At 68.4% G+C, this 15,872-nt stretch carries 16 protein-coding genes; 11 read left to right on the top strand and 5 right to left on the bottom strand.

Translation table 11 applies throughout. The annotated features are described in order from the left end of the window. The first annotated feature begins 66 nt into the window (after window positions 1-66). Complete coding sequence (locus ACT3UE_RS05040) at window positions 67-1,266, top strand: pyridoxal phosphate-dependent aminotransferase (protein WP_444553308.1); 1,200 nt, start codon at window positions 67-69, stop codon at window positions 1,264-1,266. Between the two features lie 36 nt (window positions 1,267-1,302). On the opposite strand, the gene ACT3UE_RS05035 is transcribed toward ACT3UE_RS05040, so the two are convergent. After that, window positions 1,303-1,977: a LuxR C-terminal-related transcriptional regulator gene (locus ACT3UE_RS05035; protein ID WP_444553309.1), complete on the bottom strand. Its 675-nt coding sequence runs from the start codon at window positions 1,975-1,977 to the stop codon at window positions 1,303-1,305. Then, window positions 1,974-3,296, bottom strand: coding sequence for an ATP-binding protein (locus ACT3UE_RS05030; RefSeq protein WP_444553310.1), 1,323 nt, complete (start codon window positions 3,294-3,296; stop codon window positions 1,974-1,976). Before ACT3UE_RS05030 ends, ACT3UE_RS05035 begins: the two co-directional genes overlap by 4 nt. A gap of 124 nt (window positions 3,297-3,420) precedes the next feature. On the opposite strand from ACT3UE_RS05030, the gene ACT3UE_RS05025 reads away from it, so the two are divergent. The 5 genes from ACT3UE_RS05025 (at window position 3,421) to ACT3UE_RS05005 (ending at window position 7,411) form a co-directional block, all read left to right on the top strand. Continuing rightward, the gene (locus tag ACT3UE_RS05025) at window positions 3,421-4,695 is read left to right on the top strand and encodes a PspC domain-containing protein (protein WP_444553311.1); all 1,275 of its coding nucleotides are present in this window, start codon (window positions 3,421-3,423) and stop codon (window positions 4,693-4,695) included. Next, window positions 4,692-5,144 (top strand): hypothetical protein, encoded by a 453-nt coding sequence (locus ACT3UE_RS05020; RefSeq protein WP_444553312.1) that lies wholly within the window; start codon window positions 4,692-4,694, stop codon window positions 5,142-5,144. The genes ACT3UE_RS05025 and ACT3UE_RS05020 overlap by 4 nt, the downstream gene beginning before the upstream one ends. A gap of 40 nt (window positions 5,145-5,184) precedes the next feature. Further along, window positions 5,185-5,433, top strand: a complete 249-nt coding sequence (locus tag ACT3UE_RS05015; protein ID WP_444553313.1) for a PspC domain-containing protein — start codon at window positions 5,185-5,187, stop codon at window positions 5,431-5,433. A 171-nt stretch (window positions 5,434-5,604) separates the two neighbouring features. Next, window positions 5,605-6,633 (top strand): 6-phosphofructokinase, encoded by a 1,029-nt coding sequence (locus tag ACT3UE_RS05010; RefSeq protein WP_444553314.1) that lies wholly within the window; start codon window positions 5,605-5,607, stop codon window positions 6,631-6,633. 43 nt (window positions 6,634-6,676) lie between these two features. Beyond that, entirely contained in the window at window positions 6,677-7,411 is a 735-nt protein-coding gene (locus ACT3UE_RS05005) for a GNAT family N-acetyltransferase (RefSeq protein ID WP_444553315.1), read from the top strand. A 34-nt stretch (window positions 7,412-7,445) separates the two neighbouring features. Here the strand turns inward: ACT3UE_RS05005 and ygfZ are convergent, their stop codons facing one another. The 3 genes from ygfZ to ACT3UE_RS04990 all read right to left on the bottom strand — a co-directional run bounded on the left by ygfZ (window position 7,446) and on the right by ACT3UE_RS04990 (window position 10,210). Further along, window positions 7,446-8,519, bottom strand: coding sequence for a CAF17-like 4Fe-4S cluster assembly/insertion protein YgfZ (gene ygfZ, locus ACT3UE_RS05000; protein ID WP_444553316.1), 1,074 nt, complete (start codon window positions 8,517-8,519; stop codon window positions 7,446-7,448). A 1-nt stretch (window position 8,520) separates the two neighbouring features. Beyond that, complete coding sequence (locus ACT3UE_RS04995) at window positions 8,521-9,120, bottom strand: FABP family protein (RefSeq protein ID WP_444561065.1); 600 nt, start codon at window positions 9,118-9,120, stop codon at window positions 8,521-8,523. A gap of 196 nt (window positions 9,121-9,316) precedes the next feature. After that, window positions 9,317-10,210: a permease gene (locus ACT3UE_RS04990; protein WP_444553318.1), complete on the bottom strand. Its 894-nt coding sequence runs from the start codon at window positions 10,208-10,210 to the stop codon at window positions 9,317-9,319. 135 nt (window positions 10,211-10,345) lie between these two features. Here ACT3UE_RS04990 and mshD point away from each other — a divergent pair, with 135 nt between their 5' ends. The 5 genes from mshD (at window position 10,346) to ACT3UE_RS04965 (ending at window position 15,860) form a co-directional block, all read left to right on the top strand. Next, window positions 10,346-11,329 (top strand): mycothiol synthase, encoded by a 984-nt coding sequence (gene mshD, locus ACT3UE_RS04985; protein ID WP_444561066.1) that lies wholly within the window; start codon window positions 10,346-10,348, stop codon window positions 11,327-11,329. Window positions 11,330-11,423: 94 nt separating this feature from the next. Further along, a complete protein-coding gene (locus tag ACT3UE_RS04980) occupies window positions 11,424-13,634 on the top strand; it encodes an RNA degradosome polyphosphate kinase (RefSeq protein WP_444553320.1) in 2,211 nt (736 codons plus the stop codon). Beyond that, complete coding sequence (locus ACT3UE_RS04975) at window positions 13,634-14,602, top strand: NUDIX hydrolase (RefSeq protein ID WP_444566314.1); 969 nt, start codon at window positions 13,634-13,636, stop codon at window positions 14,600-14,602. Before ACT3UE_RS04980 ends, ACT3UE_RS04975 begins: the two co-directional genes overlap by 1 nt. A gap of 82 nt (window positions 14,603-14,684) precedes the next feature. Beyond that, window positions 14,685-15,032 (top strand): GNAT family N-acetyltransferase, encoded by a 348-nt coding sequence (locus tag ACT3UE_RS04970; protein ID WP_444553322.1) that lies wholly within the window; start codon window positions 14,685-14,687, stop codon window positions 15,030-15,032. A gap of 63 nt (window positions 15,033-15,095) precedes the next feature. After that, window positions 15,096-15,860 carry a DUF1648 domain-containing protein gene (locus tag ACT3UE_RS04965; protein ID WP_444553323.1) on the top strand — a complete coding sequence of 255 codons (765 nt, stop codon included), beginning with the start codon at window positions 15,096-15,098 and terminating at the stop codon, window positions 15,858-15,860. Window positions 15,861-15,872: the final 12 nt, after the last annotated feature.

The raw sequence follows: 15,872 nt of genomic DNA, 5'->3' as shown, positions 1-15,872 counted from the left end.
CCCGGCGGAGCGCGGCTAAGCTGGAATCAGCTAGGCCCCACGCCCCCGACCCCAGGAAGCGAACCCATGTCACGCATTTCCCGACGCATCGGATCGATTGCCGAATCAGCCACGCTCGCCGTGGACGCCAAGGCCAAGGCGCTCAAGGCCGCCGGACGTCCCGTGATCGGATTCGGTGCCGGCGAACCCGACTTCCCGACCCCCGACTATGTCGTGGAGGCCGCGGTCACCGCCGCACGCAACCCACGATTCCACCGCTACTCCCCCGCTTCGGGACTGCCCGAGTTGAAGTCCGCCATCGCCGCGAAGACCCTGCGGGATTCCGGCTACGCCGTGGAGGACTCCCAGGTGCTGGTCACCAATGGCGGCAAGCAGGCGGTCTACAACACCTTCGCGACCCTGCTGGATCCGGGGGACGAGGTCATCGTCCCCACCCCCTATTGGACGACCTACCCCGAAGCGATCCGCCTGGCCGGCGGCGTTCCGGTGGAGGTCTTCGCCGGCCCCGAGCAGGGCTACCTGGTCACGACAGAGCAGCTCGAGGCCGCCGTGACCGAACGCACCAAGATCCTGGTGTTCGTCTCCCCCTCCAACCCGACCGGTGCCGTCTACCCGCCGGAAATGGTCGCCGAGATCGGCCGGTGGGCCGCCGAGAAGGGCCTGTGGGTCGTCACCGACGAGATCTACGAACATCTGACCTACGACGATGCGAAGTTCACCTCGATCGCCACGGCGGCCCCGGAACTAGGCGACCGGGTCGTCATCCTCAACGGCGTGGCCAAGACCTACGCGATGACCGGCTGGCGGGTCGGCTGGATGATCGGCCCGACGGACGTCATCAAGGCGGCCACCAACCTGCAGTCCCATGCGACGTCGAATGTCGCCAACGTCCCGCAGATGGCCGCCCTGGCTGCCGTATCCGGCCCGTTGGACGCCGTCGATGAGATGCGCACCGCCTTCGACCGTCGACGCAAGGCCATCGTCGCGGGGCTCAATGCCATCGACGGGGTGGAATGCCCCACCCCGAAGGGCGCCTTCTACGTCTACGCCGACGTCCGTGCCCTCCTGGGCCGGGAGATCGACGGGGTCCGCCCGCAGACGTCGGCCGAACTCGCGGCACTGATCCTGGAAAAGGCAGAAGTGGCGGTGGTCCCCGGTGAGGCCTTCGGACCTTCGGGCTTCCTGCGTCTGTCCTACGCGCTCGGTGATGAGGACCTCGCCGAAGGCATCGGCCGGATCGCCGAGCTGCTGGGCCGGGCTTCCTAGAAGCCGTGACCACCCGGTGGGGCGCCGGGCCGTGGGTCAGAGGATCCGGCGGTCCACGGCCCATCGGGTGAGTTCATGCCGGTTGGACAGCTGCAGCTTGCGCAGGACCTTGGAGACATGGGTTTCAACGGTCTTCACCGAGATGAACAGCTCCTTGGCCACTTCCTTATAGGTGTAGCCGCGGGCGATGAGGCGCATGACCTCCAATTCCCGGGCGGACAGCAGGTCCAGCTCGTCCTCGGCGCTGACCCCGGCCTGGGTCCCGAAGGCGTCCAGGACGAAACCCGCCAGCCGCGGGGAGAACACCGCGTCCCCTGCCGACACCCGGATCACGGCATCGGAGATCTCGGCCCCCGAAATGGATTTGGTCACGTAGCCGCGCGCCCCGGCCCGGATGACGGTCACCACGTCCTCGGCCGCATCCGAGACGCTCAGCGCCAGGAAGCGCACGTCGGCCAATAATGCGGTGCATCCGGCCAACACCTCGGCACCGCCGCCGCCACGGCCTCCTGGCAGGTGCACATCAAGCAGGACGACGTCGGGGCGTTGTGCGGTGACGATCCTGATGGCTTCTTCCACGGTGGCGGCCTCCCCGACCACCTGGAGCCGATCGTCCAGATCGGATTTCAGTCCGGAACGGAAGATTGCGTGGTCATCGACCACCACGACCCTGGTCCGCCGCGCTGCCGCGGCCGGTTCGAGCGTATTCACCGGTTCGACTCCTCGTTTGGTTCATGCTTCATGGACAGGTGCACCTCGGTGCCCCCGGTATTGCTGGAAATGGTGGCGGTCCCGCCGTTGCGCTGCATGCGCCCGATGATCGATTCGCGGACCCCCAGGCGGTCCTGCTCCAGGGCCTCCGGATCAAACCCCGTTCCGCGATCGCGGATGAAGACATCGATTCCTTCCGGGGAGGCTTCCACGTAGACGGCCACGGTCCCGCCGGCATGCTTGGCCGCATTGAGCATGGCTTCACGGGCGGCCTGCACCACGGCGTCGTGCCCTTCAAGGCCCTCGAGGTCCCCGACGGCGACCACCTCGATCACCGCGTCATGGGACTCCTCAAGCCGGGCCGCTTCAGCCCGGATGTCCGCGCAGATGCCCCCTGCCGCCGCCGGGGCCTCCCGGTAGAGCCATTGACGTAGTTCCCGTTCCTGGGCCCTGGCCAGGCGAAGCACCTGGGCCTCGTCACCGGCGCGCATCTGGATCAGGGCCAGGGTCTGCAGGACCGAATCGTGCAGGTGCGCGGCGATCTCTGCCCGTTCCCCCACCCGAACCCTATTCGCCCGCTCGGATTCGTAGTCCCGCCAGAACCTGAGCCCCCACGGGGCGAGGACCAGCAGGATCCCGGCCAGGACGATGACGGCGACGAAAACCCCGTTCCACAGCGACTCAAGACTCACCGCCCCCGAGACCAGGAAGATCAGCCCCAGGACGACCAGTGCGACGCCTCCCACCAGACGCACCATTCCGGCGGCGCGTTCGGCCCCGGCGGCCTTGCGCAGCCCACGCCGCCGGCCCGCGTCGAGCTGCAACCAGGCCAGGACGGCACCGGCGATGATCAGCACGGCCGGCCAGATCAGCCCCCAGGCCACGGCCAGGCCCTGCATCTGGGCGAAGAGCAACACGCTCAGCAGCAGCAGGCCCGCGCCGGCGAGGACCTGGCGCCCTGCCAGGCCCCCCAGCCGCAGGGACCACCGGCCCCCCGCCCCCGAGGTCGAGGCGGCGCCCGGAGCCGCGGGCCCCTGCCGCTGCGTTCCGGGGACAGCCCCGGCATCGGCGGCCAGGGCGATGGGGCCTCCGGCGCGGGAACGCTCGGCCTCCTCCAGGGCGTCTTCACGGGACGGGACCATGACCCACAGCCAGCCGTACAGCACGATCCCGGCCCCGGCGAACACGGTCAGCAGGACCATCCCGATGCGGATGTTGCGCACGGGGTGGTTCAGGTGGACCGCCAATCCGGCGCAGACTCCTCCCAGGACGCGCGGTTCGGCACGCACCAGGGGTGGGCGGCTGCGCGTTTCGGTCATGACCCCATACAAACATGCCCGGACCCGTTCACCACTCCCGCTCAGGGGAATGGGGGGAAGGATCAGGGGGCGTTCAGGGCAGACCCCGATGGTGGCGGGAGCCCCGACGGGCAAGGATGGAAGCATGAATCACGCACCTGTAGAAAATTCCTTCTTCCGCTGGCTCCGGGGGCTGGGCGTCGAGCGCGGTGAACACCACTGGATCGGTGGTGTCTCCTCCGGGCTGGGACGACGCTTCGGCATCGACCCCGCACTGTCCCGCGGCCTGTTGTTGATCGTCGTCGTCTTCTCCGGCGTCGGGCTCCTGCTCTACGGGCTGGCCTGGGCCCTGCTGCCCGACTCCGAGGGGCGCATCCACCTCCAGCAGGCAGGACGCGGCCACTGGAGCAGCGGGATGACCGGGTCGCTGATCTTCGTGGTCATCGGGGTCGTCAACGGGCCCTCCTTCCTGGGCGGCTGGCGATTCGACCCCGGCAACTCCTGGTGGAGCAGCCTCATCTGGACCGCCATCTGGGTGGGCGCCATCATCTGGTTCTTCTCCACCCGGTCCACCCGTCGGGAGAACCGCCTCAACCGGCAAGGCCCCCCGGCCGGCCACGGGCCGGAGGGGACCACCCTTGACCCGGAAGCCCCGCGGGCTTCCTCCATGCCTCCCGCAGGCCCGGACACCCCGGGTTCTGCCGCCCCGTCAATGGCTGCGGGTCCCGCCCAGCCCGGAAAGGCTCCCATGACCACCACACCCCCACCCCGCCCGGTCCGGGCCCGCCCGGCCCTTCCCGGCCACACCGTCGCGATCCTGCTGGGCGTGGCCGTGCTGGTCGCCGGGTCCGTCATCCTCACCGCGATGAACGGGATCCTGGACTACGGGGGGCGCGAGGTCACCGTGGCCCTGGCCGCCGCATTGACCGTGTTGGGCGCCGGCCTGGTTGGCGCCGCCCTGCGCTCGCTACGCGGAGGGGCGCTGACCGGATTCACGATCGCGTTGCTCGTCCCCACCCTGCTGGTCAGCGGACTCGGGGCCCAATATGCTCCGAGCGTCAACTGGCCCGGGCCGGTCGTGCAACGGTCGGGCCAGGAGTACACCTACGTCTTCAACAACGGGACCCTTGACCTGACTCCGTACGGGAACGACATGAAGGAGGACACCAAGCTGTCGGTGACCAACGTCTTCAGCAACCTGAAGATCGTCATCCCGGAGGACGTCCCGGTGAAGATCACCGCCGACTCGGCCTTCTATTCGCTCCAGGTGCCCGACGACGACGGCGTGCGCAAATACTCGGGCATCGCCAGCGGGGACACCATCAACCTCAACGCCGACGCCGATGGTCCGGTCCTGCACCTAGACATCGACGGGGCCTTCAATTCCATCGACATCACCTCCAAGGAGGTCACACCATGAGCACCCCCCACCCCGAACACCAGCCCGACCAGGGTCCGGACGAAACGCAGCCCGACCAGCCGAGCGGGCCCATCGAACCCTCCGGGGACCCGACGACGCCGATCGGCACCACCGGGCCCGCCCCCTCCACGGAGTCCCCCGCCTCGGACCCCTGGCCGACGACGGCACCCACCGAAACCGGCCCCCGCTCCCCGGGCCCGGCGGCAGCCCCCGGTGAAGAGGCTCCGCTGGTGGCCGAGGAACCCCAGGGGATGCCGTTGGGGACCTTCGTCTTCGGCCTCGTGGTCCTGGCCGTGGGACTACTGATCCTGGTTTCGGTCCTCTACGGCATCACCTTGTCCGGGAGCACGGTGGCCATCATCCTGTTCCTCGGGGCCGGACTCGTGTTGGTCGTCGGTGGTCTCGTGGCGGCACGCCGGGCCTCCCGGACGCACCCCTCCCGGTCCTGATAGCGTCACTGTCCAGCAGCACACCACGAAAGGAATCCCCATGGAATCCGTCTACAAGTCCCTGCGGGCCATCCCGTTCCGCCGCGGTCCGCAGCGTTTGGCCGGCGGCATCGCCGGGGGAATCGCCCGGGCCACCGGCTGGGATGTGACCATCGTCCGGATCGCCATCCTGCTCAGTTTCGTGCTCCCGTTCATCGGCGTGCCGCTGTATCTGGTGCTCTGGCTCCTCCTGCCCTTCCACGACGACACCCTCCCCCTGGAGCGCATCATCAAGACCGCCCGCCAGTAGTGGCACCGACGGTCCGGCCCCGGACGGGGCCGGGCCGTGTGACGTGTTCAGGTGTCGCTGTGGTGGCCGTCTCATGGGCCAGTTGCTAGCATCGACGTGTTGAGCTCAACGTCGCGCTCCGATCAAGGTCCCTCACCGGGACGAGAACCCGACGAAAGCACACACATCACCATGCGCATCGGAATCCTGACCAGCGGCGGAGACTGCCCGGGACTGAACGCCGTCATCCGCGGGGCGGTCCTGAACGGCATCAAGAGCCACAACCACGAATTCGTGGGCTTCCTCGACGGCTGGCGCGGAGTCGTCGAAGGCGATGTCGTCGATCTTCCCCGCGAACGCGTCCGCGGCATCTCCAAGCAGGGCGGCACCATCCTGGGCACCTCCCGCACCAACCCCTTCGACGGGGACCACGGTGGGCCGGAAAAGATCCAGCAGACCCTGGACCGGTTGGGCGTCGACGCCGTCATCGCCATCGGAGGCGAAGGAACACTGGCCGGGGCCAAACGGCTGACCGACGCCGGAGTGAACATCGTGGGGGTCCCCAAGACCATCGACAACGACCTCGACGCCACCGACTACACCTTCGGCTTCGATACCGCAGTCGCCATCGCCACGGAGGCCATCGACCGGCTGCGGACCACCGGTGAATCCCACCACCGTTGCATGGTGGCCGAGGTCATGGGCCGCCATGTCGGTTGGATCGCCCTGCACTGCGGCATGGCCGCCGGGGCCCACGCGATCCTCATCCCCGAGCAGCACACGACCATGGAACAGATCAACGCCTGGGTCCTCGAAGCCCGGGACCGCGGACGCGCCCCCCTGGTCGTCGTCGCCGAGGGGTTCGTCCCCGAAGGTGCGCAGGAAGCGTATTCGGATCGTGGCCATGATTCCGTCGGCCGCCCCCGGCTGGGCGGGATCGGGGACCAGCTGGCCTACCGCATCGAGGCCGATACCGGCATCGAAACCCGGGCCACCGTACTCGGACACATCCAGCGCGGCGGCGTTCCCAGCGCCTTCGACCGGGTGCTGGCCACCCGGCTGGGCATGGCCTCCGTGGACGCCGTGGAGGAAAAGGCCTGGGGCAACATGGTCGCCCTGCGCGGCACCAACATCCACCGGGTGCCGTTCCAGGCGGCGCTGAACAACCTCAAGCGTGTTCCCCAGCACCGGTACGACGAGGCCTCGCTGCTCTTCGGCTAGCTCCGACGGGCCTTGCGGGCCGGCGATCAGTAGTGTGGTGAGCATGGAACTGGAGACCGGAACGCTGGCCATCATCGCCTTGGCGTGGGCCCGACGATTGAACATGGAGGACTCCGCCCTCGCCTCGGTGGCGATGGGCGGGGACACCCCGCTGCGGATCAACCATTGCGATGAGGACACCTCGACGGTGACGTTCCTGCGCTTCGGTGCCGGATCGGTGCTCTGCGGCCCCGCCTGGCTGCTGCAGGCCGCCGCCGATACCGCCGATGAGGAACTGGCGGCCGAAGCGGTTCTGCTGGGCCTGCTGCGCGACCACGGCGACGGATCGGCCCGGGGGCTGGGCGAATCCCTGCTCTACCACGCCGACCAGCCTCCGGAGATCGTGGAATCGAGTACGACCCTGGTCTCCGATGAGGCCTCGACCGCCGTCGAACTCGAGGAATTGTGTCCCCGCGACGATCTGGCCGGGGTCCGGCTCTCCGCCCAGGACCGGGCCTTCACCCTCGTCGCCGAAGAGGGCCGGGCCGCCCTGGCGGGAGCCGGGTATTCGGTCTGGGAAGGGCTCATCGCCGATCTGAAGGTCCTCACGGCACCGGCGCTGCGGCGGCATGGACTCGGGACCTACATCGCCGCGGTGGCCGCCGACGACGCCCTCAGTGAAGGGTTCGTGGCCCAGTTTGCCGCCGATGTGAACCATAAGGGCGCCCAGCGTCTGGCCGATGCCCTGGGGCTCGTGCTCTCCGGATCCCTCACCCGGGCCAGCCTGGGCGGGGAATAAGGCACACGCCCACGGCACGGCCCGGGGGGCCGGCCTAGCGGCGCGGGCGGAGGAACCCGGTGGCCCGGCCGACGACCTGGCCGGCGTCCGGAGTCACGATCGTTTCCTGGTTCACCGGGTACTCCTCGTCACCATCCACCACGGTCAAGGCCGCCTCGGGATCGGTGTTGCGTCGCACGACGGCCAGCGCGATCGGCCCGGCTTCGTAATGCCAGGCGACGGAGGTGACCCTGCCGACGGTCTTCTCCCCCAGTTTCACTTCGCTGCCGGCGGCCGGATGGGAGTGCATGCTGCCATCCAGATGCAGGAAGACCACCCGACGCGGCGGACGGCCCAGGTTGTGGACCCGGGCGATCGTCTCCTGGCCCTTATAGCAGCCCTTGTCCATGTGGACGGAAGTGCGCAGCAGATCCAGTTCGTGGGGAATGGTCTTTTCATCGGCATCCACGGCCACCCGTGGACGCCATGCGGCCACGCGAAGCGCCTCGGCTGCCATGGTCCCCGCCAGCGGCAGTTGCCCGATGGCGGATTCCAGTTCGGCCCGCGGAACCAGGTATTCGATCCAGACCCGGCCCGTGCCAGCGTGCTCGGGGGCCGAATAGGCGTAGCCTCCGGTGCTGATGCCCGGCCACGGATCCCGCCAGGCGGTGAATCCGGCCAGTACTTCGAGCGGGGCTCCGGCGCCGACCACGGCCCAGTCGGCCGTGGCGTCGTGGACCTCGACACGCAGCGTGAAGCGCATGGCGTCGAGCCAGGAGGCCAGCGGGGCCGCGTCGGCGGCCTCCACGATCAGCCAGGTCGTCTCGCCATCGTCGATGACGCGGCAGGCATATTCGATGCGTCCCTGCACGGTCAGCAGCAGTGTTTCGCTGCTTTCCCCCGGAGCCAGGCCGAGCAACAGCTGGCTGGAGAGGGTGTTCAGCCAGGAGAGCCGGTCGACACCGCTGACGGTGACGACTCCCCGATGCGACAGGTCCACGACGGCTTCCCCGGCGTCGAGTCGGCGTTGTTCGGGCAGCGGCTCACCGTAATGGGCGGGGACACCGGCATCGATGCCGGTGCCTTCGATGGCCCCGTCGCGTCCGAGCAGTGGTGATTTCCACGTCATGTCATGCCTCCTTCGTCAAGGCGGCCGAGGCATGGGCCGCCAAGGCAGCGCCGCCGGCGGCGACATCCCAACGCCAGAAGAGCTGGCCGTTGACCAATCCATACATCCGCGTGGCCGCGGAGAAATCCCGGGAGTTGGACCCACGGACGACCATGTCCGTGGCCAGCTCGATGCGCGGACCGTTGATGTTGCCGTAGTAGAGCTCGCACACCCCTCGCGGGTGGGCGATGTTCACCACGATGTTGAATCCGCCTTCGGGGGCCCGCAACGCCTCGACGTCGTCGGCCGTGCGCAGGGCGGGGACGATGTCGCCGGGGATCAGGCCGGGTCCTCCATCGGCGTCCTCCAGGGGACGGTCCAGTCCCCAATAGCCCTGCTCGGTGGCCAGCGGGCGCAACTTATTGCCCTCTTCGTCACTGAGCCAGCTCTCGGCCCGGTAGGACAAGTAGGGAGTGGAGTCGTGGGTGAACTCCACCCGCTGCACGAAGTGGGCGTCGTCGCCCTCTCCTTCGCCCAGCCGTCCGGCACCTTCCCAGGTGCCGATGAGCCAGGAGAGCGGGACGAGTTCGGGGGTCAGGTCGGTGGGTAGCTCAATGGGCATGCAGTACGGTCCTGCTACTTCTGGCCCTTGAACAGGCGAGTGACGACCAGACCGGCGAAGCCGGCCATCCCCAGCCCGGCAACGACCAGCAGGGTGATGAAGAAGATCTCTAGTGCCATGTAATTCGATTCCATGGTTCCATCCTAACGCCGTGCCGCCGTGAAAGGGATTCGGTGTCCGGCAGGCGGGATCGGGCTCAGTGCAGGAGCATTCGTTCCACGTAGTAGACCAGCGCCCCCGAGGCGATCACGCAGGCCACACCGACGGCAATGGCGCCCCGGATCCCCAGCACCCCGGCGTCCTTGCCCGCGACCGTGCCCTGCTCCGCCGACGGGGAAGCCGCGATCCCGAGGACGTCGTCCCGGGGTCCGGCCGTGGCCCCGGGAGCGCCCGGTGCCACGGTGGAGAAGGATCCGCCCCGCAGCACCTGTGCCTCCGAGACCACCAGGACGTGGAAGCAGACGACGACCGACCCCACCACGGCCCCCACCACGACGGCCGGGATCACGGAGACATCGACGACCAGGACGCTGGCGACCCCACCCACCAGGATGGCGGCGAGCCAGCCCAGCGGGGCCGTCAGGCGTTCGGGCCAGGGGATGGCGCTGACCAGGACGGCGGCGGCGATGCTCAGTCCCGACAGCAGCATCATCGACCCGTTGCCGGCGTTGGGGGCCAGCCGGTCGGCGGCGACCCACCCGCTGCCGAACACCACGACCAGCACGCCGGCGCACCCACCCAGGGTCGATTCGAGTCGTTGCCGCTGGCCGGTCCCGCGCAGCAGTTGGGTCACGAAGACCAGGATCACTCCCAGGGCACCGAAGGCGCCCATCCACTGCAGCGGGGACGGCATCGGGGCCACGGTCGCCGCCGTCGACGCCCCGAGGCCGGCGAGCGCGATCACCGCGCTGAGGGGCCAGGGGGCGGGCAGGCCCACCAGGCGGGGGTAGCCCCAGGCAAACACCAGGACGCTGACGCAGACCACCGCCCAGATGGCCCAGCTTCCGGCTTCTGCCGGACCGACGTAACTTGCGGCGACGAGTGCGGCGACCGCCACGAGCGAGGCCGTGGCAAAGGTTTTGGTTCTCACGCCTTACATCCTGCCTCATCGGCCCGGTCGAGGGCAGCACGGGGACCCTGTCCATCGGGCGACTTCGGAGCACGACGCGCCCCGACGGGGAGTCGCGGACTGCACAAGCGGGCCCACCGGGGATAGGTTGGGTGCATGAGCGCGACCCAGAACACCGATTGGACCATCACCCTTGCCAACGGCAGGCCGGATCAGGACCTATTGCGTCGGATCACCCACCTGTCGGCGGAGGCCGAGGACAGTGACGGCAACCCGCCGCTGAGCGACCAGACCATCGTGGAACTGCGTACCGGGGAGGCCTCCGAGGGCCTCATGGTCGTCACCGCCTGGCTCTGCGACGACGACGGGGCGGTCTCCGGCGAGCTGGTCGGGGTCGCCGTGGCGGTCTCCACTGCCGACTCCGCCTCCGGGACCCTCGAACTGGTCGTCCACCCCGAATACCGCAACGACGGGATCGGCGCCGCCCTGCTGGCCGCTCTCGATGCCAGATCCCCGCTGGAGGCGATGCAGGCGTGGTCCCACGGCAACCATGCCGCGGCGTCCCGGTTGGCCCAACGCCACGGGTTCGTGCCCGTCCGCGAACTATGGCGCATGCGTTTGATGCACGATGCCGGTCTTCCCGCCGCCGAGATGCCTGCCGGATATCGGCTGCGCCGTTTCGTCCCCGGGCAGGACGAGGACGCCTGGCTGGCCGCCAATGCCGCCGCGTTCGTCGACCATGCCGAGCAGGGGTCGATGACCAAGGCCGATCTGTTGGCCCGGATGGAGGAGGACTGGTTCGATCCCGAGGGCTTCCTGATCGCCGAGGCCGGGGACGGTTCGATCGCCGGTTTCCATTGGACGAAGGTCCACCCACCGCTGAAGGACAGTGCCACCGGTGCCCATCAGAGCCTCGGGGAGGTCTACGTGGTCGGGGTGGTCCCCGCGGCCCAGGGCACGGGACTGGGCCGGGCCCTGACCATTGCCGGCATCGAGCATCTGCGCTCCCGCGGGCTGCAGGCCGTCATGCTTTATGTCGACGCCGACAACACCGCCGCCGTCGGGCTCTACAACAAGCTCGGTTTCACCCGCTGGGACGTGGACGTGATGTACGCGCACGGTACGGCGGCCGCCGGGTAAAGTAAGGCAGGCATGCACCGTCGCCCCCGCGCCGGAATCGTGGGCGCCACGGAGCATGCCCCACTGCACAGATTTGTACGTTAGGACAGACCCGATGGACAGCACCTCCGTAGCCGCAGCAAGCTTTGGCGACGGTGATGTGCCATCGGCCAGGGCCACCCAGGACCGGATCGAGCTGCCTTTGTTCGACCCGCCGCTGGGCCCGGACGGGGATTTCACCCTCGATCGTTTCCTGGACCGCGAGGTCAGCTGGCTGGACTTCAATGCCCGCGTGCTCGAGCTCGCGGAGGACCCCGATCTGTACCTGTTGGAGCGCATCAGCTTCCTGTCGATCTTCGCCTCCAACCTCGACGAGTTCTTCATGGTCCGCGTCGCCGGGCTCAAACGGCGCATCGCCACCGGTCTGGCCGTCCCCTCGGCCGCCGGGGTCAGCCCCATCGACCAGCTGGAGGAGATCCTGGTCATGGCCAAGGAACTGCAGCTGCGTCACGCCCACGTCTTCGCCGAGACGCTGCGCCCGGCCCTGGCCACCGAACAGATCGTGATCACCCGCTGGGAGCAGCTGGACCAGGCGGCGCAGGAGGAGATGCGGCGCTGGTTCGTCGCCCAGGTCTTCCCGATCCTGACGCCCCTGGCCGTGGATCCGGCCCACCCCTTCCCCTATATCTCGGGGCTGTCGCTGAACCTGGCGGTGATCGTGCGCAACCCGGTCAGCAGCAAGGAGCTCTTCGCCCGGTTGAAGGTCCCGGACATGCTCCCGCGGCTGATCTCGGTGGATGGGCCCCGCGCCGGGAACACCGCAGGGCGGCTGGCCCGGTTCATCCCGCTGGAGGATGTGATCGCCCAACACCTGGAGTACCTGTTCCCGGGGATGGAGGTCGTCGAGCACCACACGTTCCGGGTGACCCGCAACGAGGACCTCGAGGTCGAGGAGGACGACGCCGAAAACCTGCTCCAGGCCCTGGAGAAGGAACTGCTGCGCCGTCGGTTCGGCCCGCCGGTCCGCCTGGAGGTCGCCAGCGACATCAACCCCACGATCCGGGACCTGCTCGTCCGTGAGCTCGGGGTCGAGGAGGACGAGGTCTTCGCGGTGCCGGCCCCCTTGGACCTGCGCGGGCTCTCGGTCATCGCCAACATCGATCGGGCCGATCTGCACTATCCCAAGCAGCTGGCCCACACCAGCCGGGACCTGAACCCCTCGGAGACCTCCAAGGCGGCCAATGTGTTCGCCGCGATGCGCCGTCGGGACATCCTGCTGCACCACCCCTACGATTCGTTCTCGACCTCGGTGCAGGCCTTCCTGGAGCAGGCGGCCGCCGACCCGAAGGTCCAGGCGATCAAGCAGACCCTGTACCGCACCTCGGGCGACTCCCCCATCGTCGATGCCCTGATCGATGCCGCCGAGGCGGGCAAGCAGGTGCTGGCCCTGGTGGAGATCAAGGCCAGGTTCGACGAGCAGGCCAATATCTCCTGGGCCCGCAAGCTCGAGGAGGCCGGCGTCCATGTGGTCTACGGGATCGTGGGGCTGAAGACCCATTCCAAGCTCTCCCTGGTCATCCGCCGTGAGGGGGACCGGCTGCGTCGGTACTGCCATATCGGCACCGGCAACTACCACCCGCGCACGGCCAGGTACTACGAGGACCTGGGCTTGCTGACCACCGACGAGCAGGTCGGGGAGGACCTGTCCCGGCTGTTCAACCAGCTCTCCGGCTATGCACCGCGTTCGACGTTCAAACGCCTGCTGGTGGCTCCGCGCTCGCTGCGCTCCGGACTGATCGACCGCATCGACCAGGAGATCCACCACCGCGAGGCAGGACGCGAAGCCCGGGTGGTCATCAAGGTCAACTCCATGGTCGACGAGGCCATCATCGATGCCCTGTACCGGGCCAGCCAGGCCCAGGTGAAGGTCGATGTCATCGTCCGCGGGATCTGTTCGCTGCGCCCGGGGGTACCCGGGTTGAGCGAGAACATCAGGGTCCGGTCGATCCTGGGCCGTTTCCTGGAGCATTCCCGGGTCTTCGCCTTCCACAACGACGCGGACCCCGTGATCTACATCGGCTCGGCCGATATGATGCACCGCAACCTGGACCGCAGGGTCGAGGCCCTGGTCAGGATCTCCAATAAGGAGGACGTGGCCGAACTGCAGCGCATCCTGGACCGCTACCTCGACGAGGGCACGGCCAGCTGGCATCTGGACTCGGACGGCGATTGGACCCGCCATCACCTCGGCCCGGACGGGGAGCCCCTCTCCGACGTGCAGTCGTGGCTGTTGGAATCCCGCCAGCGGTGGGCGGCCCGCCGCTGATGTCACTGGTACTGCACTCTTCCGATGACCCACTGGTCACCGGCGGTACCGTCAAGGTGCTCGCGGGTGGGGCGATTCCCTGGCGGATCTCCGACGGCGAGCTGGAGGTCCTGCTGATCCATCGCGGGAAATATGATGACTGGTCCTGGCCCAAGGGCAAGCTCGACGACGGCGAAACCCTCCCGCAGTGCGCCGTGCGGGAGGTCCGGGAGGAAGTGGGGCTGGACATCACCCTGGGCATCCCGTTACCGGCCATCCGCTATCCGGTGAAGGCCGGACCGAAGGTCGTGTATTACTGGGCGGCCCGGGTCTCCGGCGAGCGCATCGAACCCGATGGCCACGAAGTTGATGCGGCCCGGTGGGTCTCCCCCTCCGAGGCCCGGCGTCAGTTGACGAACCCTTCGGATATCGACCCGCTCGACACCCTCGAGGGCGCCTACATCAACGGGCGTCTGGCCACGGTGCCGTTCATCGTGGTCCGCCACGCCAAGGCGAAGCCCCGGTCGAGCTGGACCAAGGAGGAGGGCAAACGTCCGCTGGCCGCCACCGGTAAGCGCCAGGCGCTGGAGGTGGATGCGCTCCTGTCGGCCTGGCGTCCCGAACGGGTGGCCAGCAGCCCGTGGACGCGCTGCATCCAGACGGTCTCCCCGTATCTGAAGCGCCACGACCTGGGTGTGAAGCTGGTTCCGGCCTTGACCGAGCATGAGGCCAAGCGCCGCCCGTCCACCGCACGCAAGGCGGTGTTGAAGCTGTTGAACAAGGGCGTGCCCCAGGCCGTGTGCACCCACCGGCCGGTCCTGCCCCTGGTGTTCGACGCGATGGCCGAGCGGCTCCCCGGGCCCTTGGCCCGTTTCCTACCGGCGACGGACCCCTACCTGCGCCCCGGCGCCATGGTCGTGCTGCATCTGCCGGTGACGAAGCTGCGCAAACCGGTGTCGGTGGAGGTCTTCGAGACCTTTGACGACTGAGACCACGCCGTCGGGCAGGTAGTGCCCGGGCGGTGCGCCGAGTAGGGTCGGAGCACAGCTATCCGTCGTTCCAGGAGGTAATGTGACCGCCGACCACGAGCCACAGGCAGTACCGGGCTGGCGTCCGGAAAAGATCGTCCACGAGGGTCTGCGACTGGAGCATGACGACGACCGTGGCCGGTATGCGCTCTGGCAGCACGACGAATTCATCGGCTTCCTCGGGTACAGCACCGATCCGCAGAGCGGGATCGTGACCCTGCAGCACACCATCATCGATGAAGCCCATGGACGCCATGGCTATGCCCGGGCCCTGGTCACCCTGGTGCTTGACGAATTGCGTGCCGAACAGCGCCGGATCCTCGTCGAATGCAGCTACATCCAGGACTATCTGGACCGCTACCCCGAATATCAGGACCTGGTCGTCGAATAGGCCGGGACACGACGTCGGGAAGCGTGGCCGGTCGGCAGCCCGGGAACCACTAGCATCGAGGCCATGACGATGACGATCACCGAGAACGTCCTGGCCCGCGGTCGAGGCCCGATCTGGCTGACCTACCTGGTGGGGCTGGCGATCCTGGTCGGGACCCAGCTGTACGGCTTGGGTCTGTATGCGGGGCTGCCCGAGACGATCCCGACCCATTGGGGGCCCTCCGGCGCCCCGGATGCCTTTGCGGATAAATCCCCCGGCACCGTCTTCGGCATGTTGTGGGTCGGCGCGGGCATGATCGTCCTGCTGGCGTTCATCGCCGCTGTGGTTCCGGCGATGTCCCCGGCCCGCAGAAAGCGCTCCGAATACGGCCTGGTCCGCCGCGAGGGGATGATTCGCGGAACCATCGGCGCCCTGGGGTCGACCTCGATCGCCCTGGCTGCCGTGTTCGCGGGCCTGGCGCTCGAAGGCTGGCTCAGGCCGGAGCACGTGGGAGGTTGGTTCGCCGTCTTCCTGGCGCCGATCCTGCTGGTTCCCATCGGTTGGGCCATGTGGCGGGGTTCGCGCTGGGGCCGGCGCCGCGTCGTCGAACTGGGCCTGCACCCCGATGAGGACGAAGCCGCCGAGGAACGCCGGTGGGTCGCCGGCGGGCTGTTCTACAACGACCCGGCCGATCCGCAGATCCTAGTTCCCAAACGGGAGGGGACGGGGATGGGGTTGACCATCAACATCGGCAACCCGAAGGGCAAATGGGCCATCGTCATCCTTCTGCTCCTGATCGTCGGTCTGCCCATCGCCATGTCGCTGGGCATCGCAGCAGGGACCGGCTAGGCACCGGAGGGC

The sequence above is a fragment of the Arthrobacter sp. 179 genome, from assembly GCF_052379645.1.
GTDB lineage: Bacteria > Actinomycetota > Actinomycetes > Actinomycetales > Micrococcaceae > Arthrobacter_H.
This window is presented reverse-complemented; position numbering and strand designations above follow the sequence as displayed.

Coding starts and splice junctions, on each gene's coding strand:
- ACT3UE_RS05040 (WP_444553308.1), top strand. CDS start 67: ATGTCACGCATTTCCCGACGCATCGGATCGATTGCCGAATCAGCCACG.
- ACT3UE_RS05030 (WP_444553310.1), bottom strand. CDS start 3,296: ATGACCGAAACGCGCAGCCGCCCACCCCTGGTGCGTGCCGAACCGCGC.
- ACT3UE_RS05025 (WP_444553311.1), top strand. CDS start 3,421: ATGAATCACGCACCTGTAGAAAATTCCTTCTTCCGCTGGCTCCGGGGG.
- ACT3UE_RS05020 (WP_444553312.1), top strand. CDS start 4,692: ATGAGCACCCCCCACCCCGAACACCAGCCCGACCAGGGTCCGGACGAA.
- ACT3UE_RS05015 (WP_444553313.1), top strand. CDS start 5,185: ATGGAATCCGTCTACAAGTCCCTGCGGGCCATCCCGTTCCGCCGCGGT.
- ACT3UE_RS05010 (WP_444553314.1), top strand. CDS start 5,605: ATGCGCATCGGAATCCTGACCAGCGGCGGAGACTGCCCGGGACTGAAC.
- ACT3UE_RS05005 (WP_444553315.1), top strand. CDS start 6,677: ATGGAACTGGAGACCGGAACGCTGGCCATCATCGCCTTGGCGTGGGCC.
- ygfZ (WP_444553316.1), bottom strand. CDS start 8,519: ATGACGTGGAAATCACCACTGCTCGGACGCGACGGGGCCATCGAAGGC.
- ACT3UE_RS04995 (WP_444561065.1), bottom strand. CDS start 9,120: ATGCCCATTGAGCTACCCACCGACCTGACCCCCGAACTCGTCCCGCTC.
- mshD (WP_444561066.1), top strand. CDS start 10,346: ATGAGCGCGACCCAGAACACCGATTGGACCATCACCCTTGCCAACGGC.
- ACT3UE_RS04980 (WP_444553320.1), top strand. CDS start 11,424: ATGGACAGCACCTCCGTAGCCGCAGCAAGCTTTGGCGACGGTGATGTG.
- ACT3UE_RS04975 (WP_444566314.1), top strand. CDS start 13,634: ATGTCACTGGTACTGCACTCTTCCGATGACCCACTGGTCACCGGCGGT.
- ACT3UE_RS04965 (WP_444553323.1), top strand. CDS start 15,096: ATGACGATGACGATCACCGAGAACGTCCTGGCCCGCGGTCGAGGCCCG.